Annotated in this window: 12 protein-coding genes; 3 read left to right on the forward strand and 9 right to left on the reverse strand. The window is 58.2% G+C overall.

The genetic code is table 11. The features are described 5' to 3' along the window. Window positions 1-52 precede the first annotated feature (52 nt). Both aruF and JFU37_RS27125 read right to left on the reverse strand, forming a co-directional pair. Window positions 53-1,072, reverse strand: a complete 1,020-nt coding sequence (aruF, locus tag JFU37_RS27120; RefSeq protein WP_201120102.1) for an arginine/ornithine succinyltransferase subunit alpha — start codon at window positions 1,070-1,072, stop codon at window positions 53-55. 198 nt (window positions 1,073-1,270) lie between these two features. Next, window positions 1,271-2,491, reverse strand: coding sequence for an aspartate aminotransferase family protein (locus JFU37_RS27125; protein ID WP_201120103.1), 1,221 nt, complete (start codon window positions 2,489-2,491; stop codon window positions 1,271-1,273). Between the two features lie 286 nt (window positions 2,492-2,777). Between JFU37_RS27125 and JFU37_RS27130 the strand changes: the two genes are divergently transcribed. Next, window positions 2,778-7,493: a leucine-rich repeat domain-containing protein gene (locus JFU37_RS27130; RefSeq protein WP_201120104.1), complete on the forward strand. Its 4,716-nt coding sequence runs from the start codon at window positions 2,778-2,780 to the stop codon at window positions 7,491-7,493. A gap of 8 nt (window positions 7,494-7,501) precedes the next feature. On the opposite strand, the gene argR is transcribed toward JFU37_RS27130, so the two are convergent. The 7 genes from argR to acs all read right to left on the reverse strand — a co-directional run bounded on the left by argR (window position 7,502) and on the right by acs (window position 15,518). Then, window positions 7,502-8,482, reverse strand: a complete 981-nt coding sequence (gene argR, locus JFU37_RS27135) for a transcriptional regulator ArgR (protein WP_201120105.1) — start codon at window positions 8,480-8,482, stop codon at window positions 7,502-7,504. Between the two features lie 268 nt (window positions 8,483-8,750). After that, complete coding sequence (locus JFU37_RS27140) at window positions 8,751-9,515, reverse strand: ABC transporter ATP-binding protein (RefSeq protein ID WP_201120106.1); 765 nt, start codon at window positions 9,513-9,515, stop codon at window positions 8,751-8,753. 27 nt (window positions 9,516-9,542) lie between these two features. Further along, window positions 9,543-10,667 carry a M14 family metallopeptidase gene (locus JFU37_RS27145; RefSeq protein WP_201120107.1) on the reverse strand — a complete coding sequence of 375 codons (1,125 nt, stop codon included), beginning with the start codon at window positions 10,665-10,667 and terminating at the stop codon, window positions 9,543-9,545. A gap of 1 nt (window position 10,668) precedes the next feature. Next, the gene (locus tag JFU37_RS27150; protein WP_201120108.1) at window positions 10,669-11,367 is read right to left on the reverse strand and encodes an ABC transporter permease; all 699 of its coding nucleotides are present in this window, start codon (window positions 11,365-11,367) and stop codon (window positions 10,669-10,671) included. Next, window positions 11,364-12,053 (reverse strand): ABC transporter permease, encoded by a 690-nt coding sequence (locus JFU37_RS27155; protein WP_090187128.1) that lies wholly within the window; start codon window positions 12,051-12,053, stop codon window positions 11,364-11,366. The genes JFU37_RS27150 and JFU37_RS27155 overlap by 4 nt, the downstream gene beginning before the upstream one ends. Before the next feature lie 90 nt (window positions 12,054-12,143). Then, window positions 12,144-12,917 (reverse strand): ABC transporter substrate-binding protein, encoded by a 774-nt coding sequence (locus tag JFU37_RS27160; protein ID WP_201120109.1) that lies wholly within the window; start codon window positions 12,915-12,917, stop codon window positions 12,144-12,146. Window positions 12,918-13,562: 645 nt separating this feature from the next. After that, window positions 13,563-15,518, reverse strand: a complete 1,956-nt coding sequence (gene acs / locus JFU37_RS27165; RefSeq protein WP_201120110.1) for an acetate--CoA ligase — start codon at window positions 15,516-15,518, stop codon at window positions 13,563-13,565. A 463-nt stretch (window positions 15,519-15,981) separates the two neighbouring features. Between acs and JFU37_RS27170 the strand changes: the two genes are divergently transcribed. Together JFU37_RS27170 and JFU37_RS27175 are read left to right on the forward strand one after the other, a co-directional pair. Further along, window positions 15,982-16,245 carry a DUF2790 domain-containing protein gene (locus JFU37_RS27170; RefSeq protein WP_201120111.1) on the forward strand — a complete coding sequence of 88 codons (264 nt, stop codon included), beginning with the start codon at window positions 15,982-15,984 and terminating at the stop codon, window positions 16,243-16,245. Between the two features lie 188 nt (window positions 16,246-16,433). Continuing rightward, entirely contained in the window at window positions 16,434-16,748 is a 315-nt protein-coding gene (locus JFU37_RS27175; RefSeq protein ID WP_201120112.1) for a hypothetical protein, read from the forward strand. Window positions 16,749-16,776 lie beyond the last annotated feature (28 nt).

The following is a 16,776-nucleotide window of genomic DNA, read 5'->3' on the forward strand; positions in this document are numbered from 1 at the left end:
TATCTCCTCAAACGGGCCGCTTGCGCCACCCGCGAAACACTTCTGTAAGGCGTTAAACCGCCACCAGGCGCACGCTGGCACCTTCACCGACGCCCAAGGCTTCGGCCGCTTCCAGATCCAGGGTCACGGGTTTGCCCGGCGCGTAATCAAGCTCGAGCAACACGGCGCGGTAATCCTGCAACTGGGCGTTGGCCACCAGATACTGACGACCGACGCCTTTGACCGGCTCGCCAATTTTTACCGGGACCACACGGCTCTGGGCGATCGAACGGATCCCCGAGACGCGGGCGTGCAAGGTCGGGCCACCGTCGAAAATATCGATGTAATGATCGGTCTCGAAGCCTTCGCGCATCAGGATGTCAAAGGTGATCTGCGCCCGAGGGTGCACCTGGCCCATCGCTTCTTGAGCGGAGTCCGGCAGCAGCGGCACGTAGATCGGGTAATGCGGCATCAGCTCGGCCAGGAACGTCCGGCTTTTCAGGCCACACAGGCGCTCGGCTTCGGCGTAGTTGAGGTCGAAGAAGTTGCGACCGATGGCGTCCCAGAACGGCGAGTCGCCATTTTCATCGCTGTAACCGACGATCTCGGTCACGACGGAATCGGCAAAGCGCTCGGGATGGCTGGCAACAAACAACAGTCGACCACGGGAGTTGAGCTCCGACCAGGCCGACCCCACCAACTCTGGCAGCACGTAGAAACTGGTCAGCAAGCTGTTGCCGGTCAGGTCGTGGCACTGGGAGAGCACGTGGATCTTGTTGTGAATCTTCAGCTCGCGGGAGGCGTGTACGAAGGTTTCATTGCGGAAACTGTAGAACGGTTCCGAATAACCCGCCGACGCAACGATGGCCGAGCATCCAGCCAGTTTTCCGGTAGCGGTGTCTTCGAGGACGAAGAAATAGCTCTCTTCACCATTGAAGCTGACTTCAGCGGCGAATGAAGCTTCGCTTGCCGCGATCTTGTCGCTCAGGCGTTCAACGTCATCCGGCAAGGAAGTGACACCAATCGGGCTGTCCGCAGCCAGACGCTGTACCTCGCCCAGATCAGCCATTTGCGCGGGGCGCATCACCAGCATGGTGTCACTCCTTTCTCGAAAAATTCTTTGAGGGAAATAAGCCGGGCCTTTTGCAGGAGCGAGCTTGCTCGCGATGGTGGATCAGCAACATTGATGTCGACTGACGCACCATCGCGAGCAAGCTCGCTCCTACAGAAAAGCGGGCCCGGCATAAAAATTTGGGTTCGACGCCCGAAATATCAGGCGTCGAAGGGCCTATCAGGCTTGCGTCAATTTCGCCACGGCGCGTTCGAAGCGGTCCAGACCTGCATCGATATCGGCGTCTTCAACCACCAGGCTCGGCGCAAAACGCACCACATCCGGGCCCGCCTGCAGAATCATCAGGCCTTCACGCTCGGCGGCGTTGAAGATGTCTTTGGCTTTGCCTTTCCAGGCATCGCTCAGCACGCAACCGAGCAGCAGACCCAGGCCACGAACCTGAGTGAAGAGGCCGTACTTCTCGCCGATCTGTTCCAGGCGAGCCTTGAACTTGTCGTGCTTGGCGTTGACGCCGGCCAGCACTTCAGGGGTGTTGATCACGTCGATCACGGCTTCCGCAACAGCACATGCCAGCGGGTTGCCGCCGTACGTGGTGCCGTGAGTACCGACAACCAAGTGCTTCGCCAGGTCTTCGGTGGTCAGCATCGCTGCGATCGGGAAACCACCGCCCAGGCTCTTGGCGCTGGTCAGGATGTCCGGCGTGACGCCGTAATGCTGATAGGCGAACAGCTTGCCGCTGCGGCCCATGCCGGTTTGCACTTCGTCGAACACCAGCAGTGCATTGTGCTCGGTGCACAGTTCACGGGCGCCTTGCAGGTAAGCCAGTTCAGCCGGCAATACGCCACCCTCGCCCTGGATCGGCTCCAGAACGACCGCGCAGGTCTTGTCCGAAATGGCGGCTTTCAAAGCTGCCAGGTCGTTGTAAGGCACATGGGTGATGCCGGTGATTTTTGGACCGAAACCGTCGGAGTACTTCGACTGGCCACCCACGTTAACGGTGAACAGGGTGCGACCGTGGAAGCTGTTCAGTGCCGCGATGATTTCGTACTTCTCGCTGCCGAAACGATCGAAGGCGACGCGACGGGCCAGCTTGAAAGCGGCCTCGTTGGCTTCGGCGCCGGAATTGCAGAAGAACACGCGTTCGGCAAAGGTAGCGTCGATCAGCTTATGCGCCAGGCGCAGGGCCGGCTCATTGGTGAACACGTTGGACACGTGCCACAGCTTGTTGGCTTGCTCGGTCAAAGCACCGACCAGCGCCGGATGCGCATGGCCCAATACGTTAACGGCAATCCCGCCGGCGAAGTCGATCAGCTCGCGGCCAGACTGGTCCCAAACGCGGGAACCGGCGCCACGCACAGGGATGAAAGCGGCAGGCGCGTAGTTGGGAACCATTACCTGGTCGAAATCGGCGCGTTGTACCGCAGCGTGCTCAACGGACATCGGAGTCTCCTGAAGAGGAACACTCGCCTGAAACTGGCGAGCTTGGTGAGGATTGTAAGGACAGTTTTCAGCTCGGCCTTGCCGCCAAGCGACAACTTCTTATAGCGCAAACCCCGGTTTCAGCCGGGTTTACGGCAATGCGACATATAGCGTCGCAAAGGCGCAGTTTAAACCGCCGGCACAGGTTATAGGCAGCGTCGTCGAGCGGTGCGGTAAATATGTACCGCACGGAACACTTCATCGTCTGTTTTGCTTGCGTCTTATCCACCCGCTAAGGGATTAGCGCATGAATCAACACGAACCTGAGCTCGCCGCTCATCCGGACACTCACTTTCATCACGTTTACCGGAATTTGCCGACGTGGGTATTAGAGGCTTCGGCCGACACCCATCGCGCACTAAAGAACGTCAGCCTTGAAGCACCTCACTGGCATGGCACCGCTACTCGTCAGCAACAGCAGACATTGAAAACCGTCAGCCAGGAACATTGGAACCAGCGCAATCGTCTGGGCGCGATGCTGGCGAATCTGCAAAATGCTCGGGATTTTGCCGCGCCGCTATTGAGCACTGCGCTAAAAAAACGGTTTGGCCTGGACCTGGATGTCAAAACGACCTTCTTGCGCCTGTACATCCCGCAGACCATTCCCTGGTTTGCGATCAAATCCGGGGCGGCTCGCACGTGGACGGTGTCATTGCTCGATGCGGCGCTGCATAACTTTCAGGCCTCGGAGACGGAGCCTGACGCCTATGAGTCCGCGTCGACGTTTATCACCGAACCTTCGCCCACCGGGCAGTTCGATACGCTGCCCGCGATCAAGCGCCAACTCTCTGTCCAGGACTTTACGCGTTTGTGCCGGGAGCTGGACATTGGCGCCCAGTACGAGGCTTACCTCAAAGACAATCTGGGCTTGACCAATCCGGTGGCCGGAGCGGTTTTGAAGTCAAACGTCATCACCACACACAAGGCCGCACTCCGATCCGCGCTGCAAATGGCTTACGTCCGAGAAGATTTGCCGGACGATGCCTGTCTTTCGATTCTCGGCATGCTGGAGGGCCGCGCAGGCGTGCGACTGGACGGCCAACTGCTGCACTGCCACGACCTGACAATGATGTCTTCATTGCTGACCGGCATCGTCATTTTTACACCCAGGCTTGAGCGTGCCCGGCAGGCCACGCGGATCATTGTCTACATTCCGGATGATCCGGAACATCCGCTCAAACAGTACCCGGACACTCTGGCATTCATGTCGGAGCTGACCCGCAAACTGCGTTCGCCCGCTTATCAGACTTTTTTTAGCCGGTTCATCGATCATCAGCAACGGGGATACTTTTTCGCCGACCTCAATCGTCGTCTCAGCGCCGTTACCTGGCATCAACGCGAGCACGGCGACCCGTTGCCGAGCTGGCAAGAAACCCCCATCGAAAAACCCAACCTGCAGTTTTCAGTGACCCCCTTCAAAACAGCGCTGTGGCCCCACCTCTATCAACAGCAACTCAACAAGATCCTTAATGACGCGCGCACCATCGCCGTTTCCACAGCCAGTGCCGACCGAACCGCTCGATGGGCGTTGTGGGACGCCTTCAGCAAAATCGCGTCCACGATTCTTGAAGTGGCGACGTTCGTGGCCCTGCCATTTGTTCCGTTCCTGGGGGAGTTGATGCTGGCTTACATGGCTTATCAAGTACTCGACGAAACTTTCGAAAGCATTCTGGATTGGGCCGAAGGATTGAAAACGGAAGCGTTCGGGCACCTGATGGGCGTCATCGAATCGGTCGTTCAGCTGGGGACATTCGCCATCGGTGGCGCCATCGTCGTCGGCGAGATAAGACCTCTGCTGTCTCGCGACACCCTGGCGTTTTTCGACAAATTCACCCCGGTCAAAGCGTCCCGTGGAAAATCCCGCTACTGGAAGCCGGACCTTTCACCCTACGAGCAGTCAGTGCCCCTGCCGACAACGGCCAAACCCGACCGACTCGGCCTGTACCGGCATGAGGGAAAAACCCTGCTGCCCATCGACGACAAGCTCTATGCGGTAACAAGGAACGGCGAGACCGGTCAATTTCAAATCCAGCACCCGAACCGCACCGACGCTTACCAGCCGCCCCTGCGACATAACAGCCACGGCGCCTGGCAGACCGTGCTGGAGCAACCGCTGAGCTGGGATCGGGATACCGTCATGCGTCGAATCGGCCATAGCGTCGAGTCGTTCAATGCTGTCGAGCGCGAGCAAATCCTGCGCATCAGCGGCTATCACGACAACGTGTTGCGCGAGATGCATGTCGACAGCCTGCCACCACCTTCACTGCTGACCGACACTATCAAGCGCTTCAAAATCGATCGGGACATCCAGACACTCAGCGAACAGATCGGCAGCGCAGACCCCGAGCACTATCAGGCCCTGACCAACCGCAAATCTCTGTTCGAATCCCGCTATCGGGAACTCGAAAGAACCAATGACCGGCAAACCCAGCTACTGCTCGGTGAGGTATCCGGATTGCCGACCGATGTCGCACAAGAACTGGTGCGCAACGCAACAGGCACCGAACTGCTGCAACTGCGCAACGGACGTGTCCCCCGGCGCCTCAAGGATGCAGCGCAGAAAGCCATGGAGGCTGTTCGGGCGAGTCGCGCCTACGAGGGGCTTTATTCCGATGCGCTGGAAACCGTGGATACCCATCGACTGGCCTTGCACAGCCTGGACTCGCTGCCCGGCTGGCCCGATACCCTGCGCATCGAGGTGAGGGACTACTCCTGGGAGGGCGCGCTGAGCGACAGCATTGGCCCGGCCGATGCACCAACCCTTAAAACACTGGTGCGCACCGAAGACGGCATGTACCAGGTTAACGAGAGCAGTCAACCGCCCGGTGATTTTTACACCGCCCTACTGCAAGCGCTGCCGGAAACGGATCGCAATGCGCTGGGCCTCTCCGTGGAAGACGGCCCGACACTCCGACAACGCATCTCGAAGCAGGCGCTGGAACAACCGGCATTGCGCAAACTGTTTGCAAAAAATCCCCATCGAAAACCTTTCTATGACCCGACCACCATGCGTTTGCCTGGGGGCACCGAGGGTTACGGCCGCAGTCACCCCACGTCGCCCACCCTCAACGATCGGGTTCGCGAGGTTTACCCCAGCCTTACCCAGGAGGAGCTGCAATCCGTCGTCGCCCGTTTACAGCAGCACCCCGATGGCGCTCGCGTTGAGCTTTCTCGCCTGGCTCGCGAACTTGAAGAACTGCATCGAGACCTGGATACCTGGAGAAACGACACGCCCACCGTTCATCCCGAAACCGGGCTCCCACTGAGTGATCTGGAACAACAGGGCCAGAAAAACAATCGCCGGTTGCTGGCCCAGGAAATCCAGAATAGCTGGCGCCGGCAATCGGCCCGAGACATGGACGCTCCTGGCGACAGCGACCGATATGTACTGCGATTCGAGGAGCCGATCCTGGGCGATCTGCCAGTGTTGACCGCCGACTTCAGTCACGTGTCACTGCTTGCCCTTGAAGGCAGCCATGCGGAGCAAGGCATTCACGCATTTCTGCAACGCTTCAATGACCTTCGCCGCCTCGATTTACGCCGCTTCGCCCTGACCACCCTGCCCGACGCCATCCCCCAGATGGCCAATCTCGACGCCCTGATACTCAGCGATTGCGCAATCAGGTTTGACGCTGACGCATGGTCAAAACTGTCGTCTTTGAAAAAAATGGTGATGCTGGACCTGTACAAGAATCCCTTTGACTTGGTACCCGGCATCGAATCTTTTCCCGAACTCGTGCATCTGGACCTGAGTGACACGGGCCTGACTGCATTCCCCGGCAGCGCCTTGAAGCACTCCTCGCTCGACACTCTCATGCTGATGAACAACAAGATCACCGAATTGCCTGCCGGGTTGTTCGACAGCCATGTCTACGAAAAACGCGGAATACACCTTTCGCACAACCCGCTCATCGACACGGCACGGCAAATTATCAAGCATCACTACTTTGACAACTCATATGATCTGGGTGTCTTCGCCCCCAAGGTGGACACTGATCGAGTCAGGGCGCTGTACCCGAACATGGAGCTCGAGCAGGTCAGCGACTTCGTCTATGAGCTGCCCGGCACCCTGGACGACGGTCGCATCGAGTTGGCGCGCCTGGAAGCGGAGTTGACCCGGCTCGGCAACGATCTGGCTGCCTGGACAGCCGATCTGCCGCCCCAACACCCGCTGACGGGCGAACCCTTCGATGCGCAACAACAGCTCCTCGAACATGCAAACCGCGATGAATTCAAACAGGCGGTCGAGCAATGCTGGCGGCATGAAAGCGAGCTGGACGATTTCAATGACGCGCTTGAGCCCACCCATGAACTCGTGATTCGCTCCGTGATAAATGGCGAGTTGCCGACCCTGAGCGCCGACTTCAGCCATGTGTCGGCACTAGAGCTGCAAAGTGCCAATGGCGTGACCCGCATTGGGCGTTTTCTGGACGGCTTTCCCAATCTCAAAAGTTTGAGGCTGCGCGGCTGCAATCTGGGCGACATTCCCGATGCGGTATTCAAGATGGGCCGATTGAGGTCACTGTCCCTGCCCAACTGCCGGATCACGTTGACCGCGGAGTCGGTCACTGCACTCACCGCGATGGAACAGCTCGATTACCTGGACCTGGGCCGCAACCCGCTGGGCAAAACGCCCGATCTAAGCCAAATGAAGGGACTCGCTACCGTCCTGCTCCATGACACCGGCATCACCGAAATACCGCAAGGACTGTTCCAGCTGGAGGAACTGGATTGGGCCGACCTGAGCACAAACGCGATCACTGAAATGCCCCGTGAGGTATTGGAAGCACCCACCGAGACCGCAGAGAACATCAGCTTCAGAGGCAACCCGTTTTCCGAGGAAAGCCTGCTACGGCTGATCAGCTACTTCGAACGCACGAGTGTAGATTTCGGTGTGGAAGAGGTGATCAACCGAGGTGAGATGGAAGTGTCTTCCACGGAGGGTTCCGAAATCGACGAATAAAGCCGCCCTCAGCCGCGTTCTGACGGCACCGACGACAACTCAAACGGGCTGCTGCTGCGCCGCTGGTTGCGATCTTCCCGCGGCGTGGCGCCGAAGAAATTGCGGTAGGCGCTGGAGAAATGCGGCCCCGAGGAGAAACCGCACGACAAGCCAATCTGGATGATCGACTTGCTGGTTTGCATCAACATCTGCCGGGCCTTGTTCAGGCGCAGTTCCAGGTAGTACTGGCTCGGCACGCGGTTGAGGTATTGCTTGAAGATCCGCTCCAGTTGCCGACGGGACACGCACACATGCTGGGCGATCTCGTCGGTGGTCAGCGGCTCTTCGATGTTGGCTTCCATCAGCAACACGGCCTGGGTGAGCTTCGGATGGCTGGAACCCAGGCGGTTTTGCAACGGAATACGTTGGCGTTCGCCGCCTTCACGGATGCGTTCGACCACCAGTTCTTCCGACACTGCGCCAGCCAGTTCGGCACCGTGGTCGCGGGCCAACACCGCCAATAACAAGTCGAGTACCGACAGGCCGCCACATGCCGTCAGGCGATCGCGATCCCAGTCAAACAAATGACTGGTGGCGATGACTTTCGGGAAACGTTCGGCGAAATCGTCCTGCCAGCGCCAATGCACGGCAGCACGATATCCATCGAGCAAACCGAGCTGAGCCAACGGGTAAACACCGGCCGACAAACCACCAATCACACAACCGGCTCGCACCAGTTGTTTCAGCGTACTGCTGAGCGCCGGCGCGAGTGCGGTCGGCGGCTCATCGGCGAGCAGAAACAGCTTTTGAAAGTTTTCGAGCTTGCCGGCCCACGGCTCACCCGGCAATTGCCAGGCGCCTTCGACCGGCGGTTCGGCCTGCAAAAACGACAATTCGTAGACAACGTCCGGGTGCACACGCTGGGCAACACGCAAGGCCTCCTCAGCCAGCGCAAGCGTCAGTGCTTTAGTGCTGGGCCAAATCAGGAAACCAATTCGATGGGCAGTCATGGCGGGCAATCCGAAACGAAAACAGTGATGAAGGCACGGACCAATGCTAGCCCGTAAATGAACGCAAATCTCAAAACCAACAGAGATCAAATGTGGGAGCTGGCTTGCCGACCCCCTGTAGGAGATGTCGAGTGAAACGAGGCTGCGATCTTTTGAATTGAAAAATCAAGATCAAAAGATCGCAGCCTTCGGCAGCTCCTACAGAGGATCGAGGCCAGCTTCTAAATTGCGAAGCATGCACTATCCCGGTGCACAACGGCAGTCCTGATTACTTCAGGCTGCCCGAGAGGAATTGTTGCAGGCGTTCGGACTGTGGATTGACCAGCACCTCACGCGGATTGCCACATTCTTCGACAACACCTTTGTGCAGGAACACCAGCTGGTTGGACACTTCACGGGCAAAGCCCATTTCGTGCGTGACCACCACCATGGTCCGGCCTTCCAGTGCCAGCGCCTGCATGACTTTCAGCACATCGCCCACCAGTTCCGGGTCGAGCGCGGAGGTCGGTTCGTCGAACAGCATGACCTCAGGTTCCATGGCCAATGCACGGGCAATCGCTACGCGCTGTTGCTCGCCGCCGGACATGTGGCCAGGGTAAGCATCTTTGCGATGCGCCACGCCGACCTTGTTCAGGTAGTGCTCGGCCTTCTCGCGGGCTTCGGCCTTGGACATGCCGAGCACGTGGACCGGCGCTTCCATGATGTTTTCCAGCGCGGTCATGTGCGACCACAGATTGAAATGCTGGAACACCATCGACAGGCGCGAACGCATGCGTTGCAGCTGTTTCGGGTCGGCCGCTTTCATCGCGCCTTCCTTGTTCGCCACCAGTTTCAGCTCTTCGTTGTTGAGCAGAATCCTGCCCGCGTGCGGCTGCTCCAGCAGGTTGATGCAGCGCAGGAAAGTACTTTTGCCGGAGCCACTGGAGCCGATGATGCTGATCACATCGCCAGCCGCCGCTTTCAGGGACACGCCCTTGAGCACTTCGTGACTGCCATAGCGTTTATGCAGGTCTTGGACTTCAAGTTTGTACATGCGGTCGGTTCTCACAAAAACAGTCAGTCAGTCGTTGAGCAAGCGCCCGTGACGCAGCGCTTCGCGCCCCGCCACCTTGGCCAGCCAGAAACCGGGTTGGGCATAACGCAGCCGTTCAATGGCAAACAGCACCCCGGACGTACCAGCACACACCGTGCTGACCCGATCCGATAACGGATCGATCACTTCAAAAATCTCATCGCCGGCTTCGATCCATTCACCGGGTTTACGCAAGAAACTGATCACACCAGGGTGCGGCGCGAACAGCAACTCGGTACCTTCGAACGGCAATCCTTCGCAGGGGTCTTGCGCAGGTTTCGGCCATTCGCCGCCGATCAAACCTTGCTCGGCGAGGAACGCCAGAATGCCTTCAGCGTAAGCGCAGGCTTCGGCGCGGCCGGTATCGGCCTGCCCCCCTAATTCAATAGTAGTCGCCAGGCAGGCCAGTGGAATCTGCGCCTGCGGGAACTGACGCGACAGACGCAGCCACGGTAGCGAACAGGCTTCGTCGAAGGAGCTGCCGCCCGAGTCTTCCGCCAGCAACCCCACTTTTACATTCAGGTGCGCGGCGAGCGAACGCCATTGCGGCCAGTGCTGCGGCAAGGCGTACATGTGCAGCGCCGCTTCGGCGTCGCAATGCAAATCCAGGACAACATCGGCGGTGCAGGCATGGCTGAGCAAGATGCGCTGCATGCCTTGCAACTGACTCGCGGCCGGTGGCAATGCGGCAAGCGCATCACTCATGGCCTGACGAATCAAACGGATATTGGCATGCGGATCATCACCCAGGTGCCCTTCCAGCTCAGCGGCCACTGGCGCGCTCAACTCGACGAAATCCCGGTTGAAGTTCTTGCCGCTGCCCGCCTCGAATCGCCCTTGATGATTACCTTGCAGCAATTGACCGAGGCCCAGTGGATTAGCCACTGGCACCAGTTCGATCACACCATTGAGCAAGCCTTGGGTTTCGAGTTCGGTCAGGCGCTTTTTCAGCTCCCAGGCCGTGCGCATCCCCGGCAATTCATCGGCGTGCAGACTGGCCTGGATGTAGGCCTTGCGCCCGCCACTGCGCTCCCTATTGCCGAAACAGAACACCGAAATCTGGCGTTCGCTGCCCAGGTGGTTCCATGGCAATGAATGATCGATGCGTTCCATATCAGTGCTTCCGCGGGGCCAGATAGCCCAGCCAGCGGCGCTCGGCCAGTTTGAACAGTTTCACCAGAATGAAGGTCATGCAGAGGTAGAACACGCCGGCGGTGATGTAGGCTTCGAACGGCAAGTAGAACTGAGCATTGACCGTGCGCGCGGCACCGGTGATGTCGATCAGGGTCACGATGGACGCCAGACTGGTGGTCTGCAGCATCATGATCACTTCGTTGCTGTACTGCGGCAGCGCCCGGCGCAGGGCCGATGGCAACAGGATGCGCTTGTACAATTTGTAGCGCGACATGCCCATCGCCTTGGCGGCTTCGATCTCGCCGTTCGGCGTGGCACGCAGGCTGCCGGCGATGATTTCGGCGGTGTAGGCGCTGGTGTTGATCGCAAAGGCCAGGCACGCACAGAACGTGGCGCTGGACAGCCATGGCCACAAGAAGCTCTCACGTACGGCTTCGAACTGCGCCAGACCGTAGTAGATCAAAAACAGCTGCACCAGCATCGGCGTGCCGCGGATCACGTAGGTGTACAGCCAGGCCGTCATGTTGACGGCAGCGTTTTTCGACACGCGCATCAGACCTAGCGGCAACGCACACAGCAGGCCGAAAAACAGCGACAGCGCGAGCAATTTCAGGGTGGTCACCAGGCCGCCGAAGTACAGCGGCAAGGCCTCCCAAATGACGTTGTAGTCGAAGATCATAGATCAGCCGCCCTTACGCCTACCGAGTAGCGCTTCTCAAGGTGACGCAATGCCAGCAACGAGACACTGGTGATCACCAGGTACATCGCCGCCACTGCGAGGAAGAAGGTGAAAGGCTCGCGGGTGGCATCTGCCGCCTGCTTGGCCTTGAACATCATATCTTGCAGACCCACCACCGAAATCAGCGCGGTGGCCTTGGTCAGTACCAGCCAATTGTTGGTGAAGCCCGGAATCGCCAGGCGAATCATCTGAGGCACCAACACCCGGAAGAACACCTGAAAACTGCTCATGCCGTACGCCATGCCGGCTTCGGCCTGACCTTTGGGGATCGCCATGAACGCACCACGGAAGGTTTCCGACAGGTACGCACCGAAGATGAAGCCCAGGGTGCCGATACCGGCAGCCAACGGGTTCAGGTCGATGTAGTCGTTAAAGCCGAGCATCGGTGCGACGCGGTTGAGCAAGTCCTGACCGCCGTAGAAAATCAGTAGGATCAGCACCAGATCGGGAATCCCGCGGATGACCGTGGAATACAGATCGCCCAGCCAGGCCAGCCAACGGACTGGCGACAGACGCAACGCAACGCCGATCAGCCCCAGAACGATGGCCAAGGCCATGGACGACAAGGCGAGCTGGAGCGTCAGCCATGCGCCATCGAGGATGACAGCCCCGTAGCCTTTCAACATGATTCAGGTCCTCGAAAGTTGGGATGAAAAAATGGCGCAAACCTCAGAGATCCTGTTGCTTGCGCCATTTCGGACTTGTCGCCGGGGCGATTACTTGCCGTAGATATCGAAGGCGAAGTACTTGTCCTGGATTTGCTTGTATTTGCCGTTCTCGCGAATGGCAGCGATCGCGGTGTTGATCTGGTCTTTCAGCGCGTCACCCTTGCGAACCGCGATGCCTACGCCGTCGCCGAAGTATTTGACGTCGGTGAAGGCCGGGCCGACGAAGGCGAAACCTTTGCCAGCGTCGGTTTTCAGGAAACCGTCATCCAGCAGCGTAGCGTCTGCCACGGTGCCGTCGAGGCGACCCGCCGCCACATCAAGGTAGATTTCGTTCTGCGAACCGTAAGGCTTGATCTCGGCACCCAGTGGGGCCAGGACTTCGCGGGCGAAACGCTCGTGGATCGAACCACGTTGCACGCCGATGTTCTTGCCCTTCAGTTCAGCCAGGCTGTCGCTGACGGGAGTGCCAGCCTTCATGACCAGGCGGGCCGGGGTGTTGTAGTACTTGTTGGTGAAGTCCACGGACTTCTTGCGGTCTTCAGTGATCGACATCGACGACAGGATCGCGTCGATCTTGCGCACTTTAAGTGCCGGGATCAGACCGTCGAACTCTTGCTCGACCCACACGCACTTGACCTTCATCTGCTCGCACAGGGCGTTGCCGATGTCGTAGTCGAAACCAACAATGCTGCCGTCCGGTGCTTTGGAAGCAAACGGAGGGTAAGCCGCTTCGATACCGATTTTCAGAGGCTTTTCATCGGCGAACGTTGGCAGGGACAGCACGGACAGTGCCAGGGCGCCGAGCAGCACGAGTTTCTTCATGTTGGGACTCCATCGGTAAAGGGCTAAAACGGCAGAGTGAGCGACAGCCCAATATGCGAATGAGTGGAACCGAAAAGCGGTTGCTGCGTCGTAGGAATCGCGCGCTTTTTTCAACGCGAGCAACAACGAGCGAGTGATCGGCATTCTAACGACAGGCCCGAAGCCGATATTTCTTCAATGCGACAACTAATTACAGAAGCACCGAGAAAGCCGCTTGGGCGCGTTGACAGCCCTGCAAATTCATGCAGGAGCAAAAGACAGTGAACCGATATCTATTGCAAATTGCGGGCCTATTATTGGCAAAGCCTTCTAATCCGGCAAGCGCAGCGTAGTGTCTTATTTTTTAGAGGGACTAATGAGGCACGGAAGCAGGACGTTGCGTTTCCCAATGCCCCGTATCCGAGCGAGCGGTTACACATTCAGTTACTTGAGCTGGGGCAGGTAACAGTGGGAAAAGGCCTACAGGCTAGATCGATAAATATTGGTTGAAGATCAACATCAAAAGATCGCAGCCTTCGGCAGCTCCTACATGGATCGCATTCCCCTGTAGGAGCTGCCGAAGGCTGCGATCTTTTGATTTTCAACAACAAAAAGCCCCACCAGGCTCACCACCTGGCGGGGCTTCGATGACTCAAGAACCGCTAGTTACGCAACGTTCATGGTCTTGTGCGTATCAATCAAATGCTGCACCACACCCGGATCCGCCAGGGTGGAGATATCGCCCAACCCATCGTATTCAGCGGTCGCAATCTTGCGCAGAATCCGGCGCATGATTTTGCCCGAGCGGGTTTTCGGCAAGCCCGGGGCCCATTGAATGACATCGGGCGAAGCAATCGGGCCGATCTCTTTGCGCACCCAGTTTTTCAATTCCAGGCGCAATTGCTCGGTCGGCTCCTCACCACCGTTCAGGGTGACGTAAACATAAATGCCCTGCCCCTTGATGTCGTGCGGCACACCGACCACCGCTGCCTCGGCAACTTTCGGGTGAGCGACCATCGCACTTTCGATTTCGGCGGTGCCCATGCGGTGACCGGAAACGTTGAGCACGTCGTCCACGCGACCGGTGATCCAGTAGTAACCGTCTTCGTCGCGACGGGCGCCGTCGCCGGTGAAGTACATGCCACGGAAGGTCTTGAAGTAGGTATCAACGAAGCGGTCATGATCGCCATACAGCGTGCGCGCCTGGCCTGGCCACGAATCGAGAATCACCAGGTTGCCCTCGGCAACGCCCTCGATGATGTTGCCCAGGTTATCCACCAGCGCCGGCACCACACCGAAGAACGGACGTGCCGCCGAACCCGGCTTGAGCGCGTGAGCACCCGGCAACGGGCTCATCAGCGTGGCACCGGTCTCGGTTTGCCACCAGGTATCGACGATCGGGCAACGGGACTGGCCGACGTTCTTGTAGTACCAATCCCACGCTTCCGGGTTGATCGGCTCACCGACCGAACCCAACAGACGCAGACTGCTGCCATCAGCACCTTCAACAGCGGCTTTGCCCGACGCCATCATCGCGCGGATTGCGGTCGGAGCGGTGTAGAGGATGTTGACCTTGTGCTTGTCGACGATCTTCGCCACCCGCGTGATATCCGGGTAGTTCGGCACGCCTTCGAACAGCAAGGTGGTCGCGCCATTGGCCAGCGGGCCATAGACAATATAGGTGTGGCCAGTGACCCAGCCGACGTCGGCGGTGCACCAATAGATTTCGCCCGGACGATAGTCGAACACGCGTTCGTGGGTCATCGCCGCGTACAGCAGATAACCGGCAGTCGTGTGCTGCACGCCCTTTGGCTTTCCGGTCGAACCGGAGGTGTAAAGGATGAACAGTGCTTCTTCGGCGCCCATCTCTTTCGGCGCGCAGACACTGCCCGCCACTTTCATCAGGTCTTCGTACCAGATGTCGCGATGCTGGTTCCACTTGATGTCGCCACCGGTGCGCTTGCACACAATGACTTTCTGAATGCTGCTGGTTTCCGGGTTGGTCAGCGCGTCATCGACGTTGGTCTTGAGCGGGATCTTCTTGCCGGCACGCAGGCCTTCGTCAGCAGTGATCACCACTTTGGATTTGCAGTCGATGATCCGGCCCGCCAGGGCTTCCGGCGAGAAACCACCAAACACCACCGAGTGAATCGCGCCGATCCGGGTACACGCCAGCATGGCGACCACAGCTTCGGGGATCATCGGCATATAGATAGTCACCACATCGCCGCGGTGCACATCCTGGCCGCGCAAGGCGTTGGCGAACTTGCAGACTTGTTCGTGCAGCTCGCGGTAGGTGATGTTGCGGCTCTCGGCAGGGTCATCCCCTTCCCAAATGATCGCGACTTGATCGCCGCGCTCGGCCAGATGACGGTCGAGGCAGTTGTAGGAAACGTTCAGGGTACCGTCGGCGAACCATTTGATGTCGACATGGTGATCGTCGAAGGACGTCTGCTTCACCGTGGTGAAAGGCTTGATCCAGTCGAGGCGCTTGGCTTGTTCGCGCCAGAAACCGTCCGGGTTGACGACGGACTGCTGGTACATGGCCTTGTAGGTCGCCTCGTCAGTCAGCGTGTTGGCCAGAACCTCGGGACGAACGGGATACAGAGAAGCCGCACTCATCTTTCTTACCTCGGTGGAATAGTTGTTTTTGTATAACCCCGTTGTAGCCGGGCCGGGCCTATAGAACCATTCGACGATGGTAGTAACAAGCCCCTACAAAATGTCCGGAACGCCCGTCCCAAACATCACGCCCCCCCTTGTAGGAGCGAGCTTGCTCGCGATAAACCTGAGACCACCATGGCGTGTCAGATGTGGCGCGTTATCGTTCACGATCATCGCGAGCAAGCTCGCTCCTACAAAGGTATTCAGGGATTGTTACAAGATTCGTCAAAGGTGTTTATCAAAAGCACGCCTATATGAATCCGAACCCCACGCCTAAAATCAGCCTCGCCAACAAGGCACAGTGATTAACCAAGTTGCAGCCCCCACGAAGGCAGTTAATCCAAGACTCTTTAATAAAGCTCCACACGCAACCCCAAAAAGGTTGCGTGACCCCATTCGACCTCTAAAAGGTAAATTTGAAATGAAAGCTTTATTGGTTCTGGCCCTCAGCAGCCTGTGCGCAACCGCCATGGCAGACGAGGTCCCGACTGATGTCGCACAGCAGCAACCGGTAGTTGAGGAATACACTTACTCCACTCACCTGGACATCGCCAAAGTTGTCTCCATGAGCGAAGTCCCGAATGTTTGCGAAGTTGTTCCGGTGAAAATGGAATACGACGACTCCAAAGGTCAACGCCACATTCTGCGCTACAGCGTCATGGGTAACGGCTGCTCCAGCGGCTGATCACCCGCTTTCACTTCCCCCCAAAGGTTCGACCCATCCGCCCGCTGTTCAGGCAGTTGAAGCGCCGAACCAGATATATCGATTAATACGATTTATTAAAGCGTTTATTTGAACTTTTCAATCGAATTAGTCGGCGTAATATGAATTCCACGCCAAAGCAAAAACGCCAACGAACCTGGAGCATTACCATGAAAACCCAACTGATTCTCGCCCTGACCCTGTCTGTGCTGGCCGCCAACACCTTCGCCGCCGATGGTTACGACCGCACGGGTTCGGCTGCTTTTACCTCCGACGCGGCTGTCGCTGCTGACGGTTATGACCACACCGGTTCGGCGTCCTTCGCTGCCGATGGTTCCGATCACACGGGCGCTGCCAAACTCGCTTCTGACGGTTTTGATCGTATCGGCGCCGCTAAAGTCGCTGCTGACGGCTCGGATCACACCGGTGCAGCCAAGGTCGCTGCCGATGGTGCAGACCATGTCGGTGCGGCTCGTCTCAGCTGATCATCGAGCGTGACTTTACGGCCCGACT

The organism is Pseudomonas sp. TH41 (assembly GCF_016650695.1).
In the GTDB taxonomy this organism is placed as follows: domain Bacteria; phylum Pseudomonadota; class Gammaproteobacteria; order Pseudomonadales; family Pseudomonadaceae; genus Aquipseudomonas.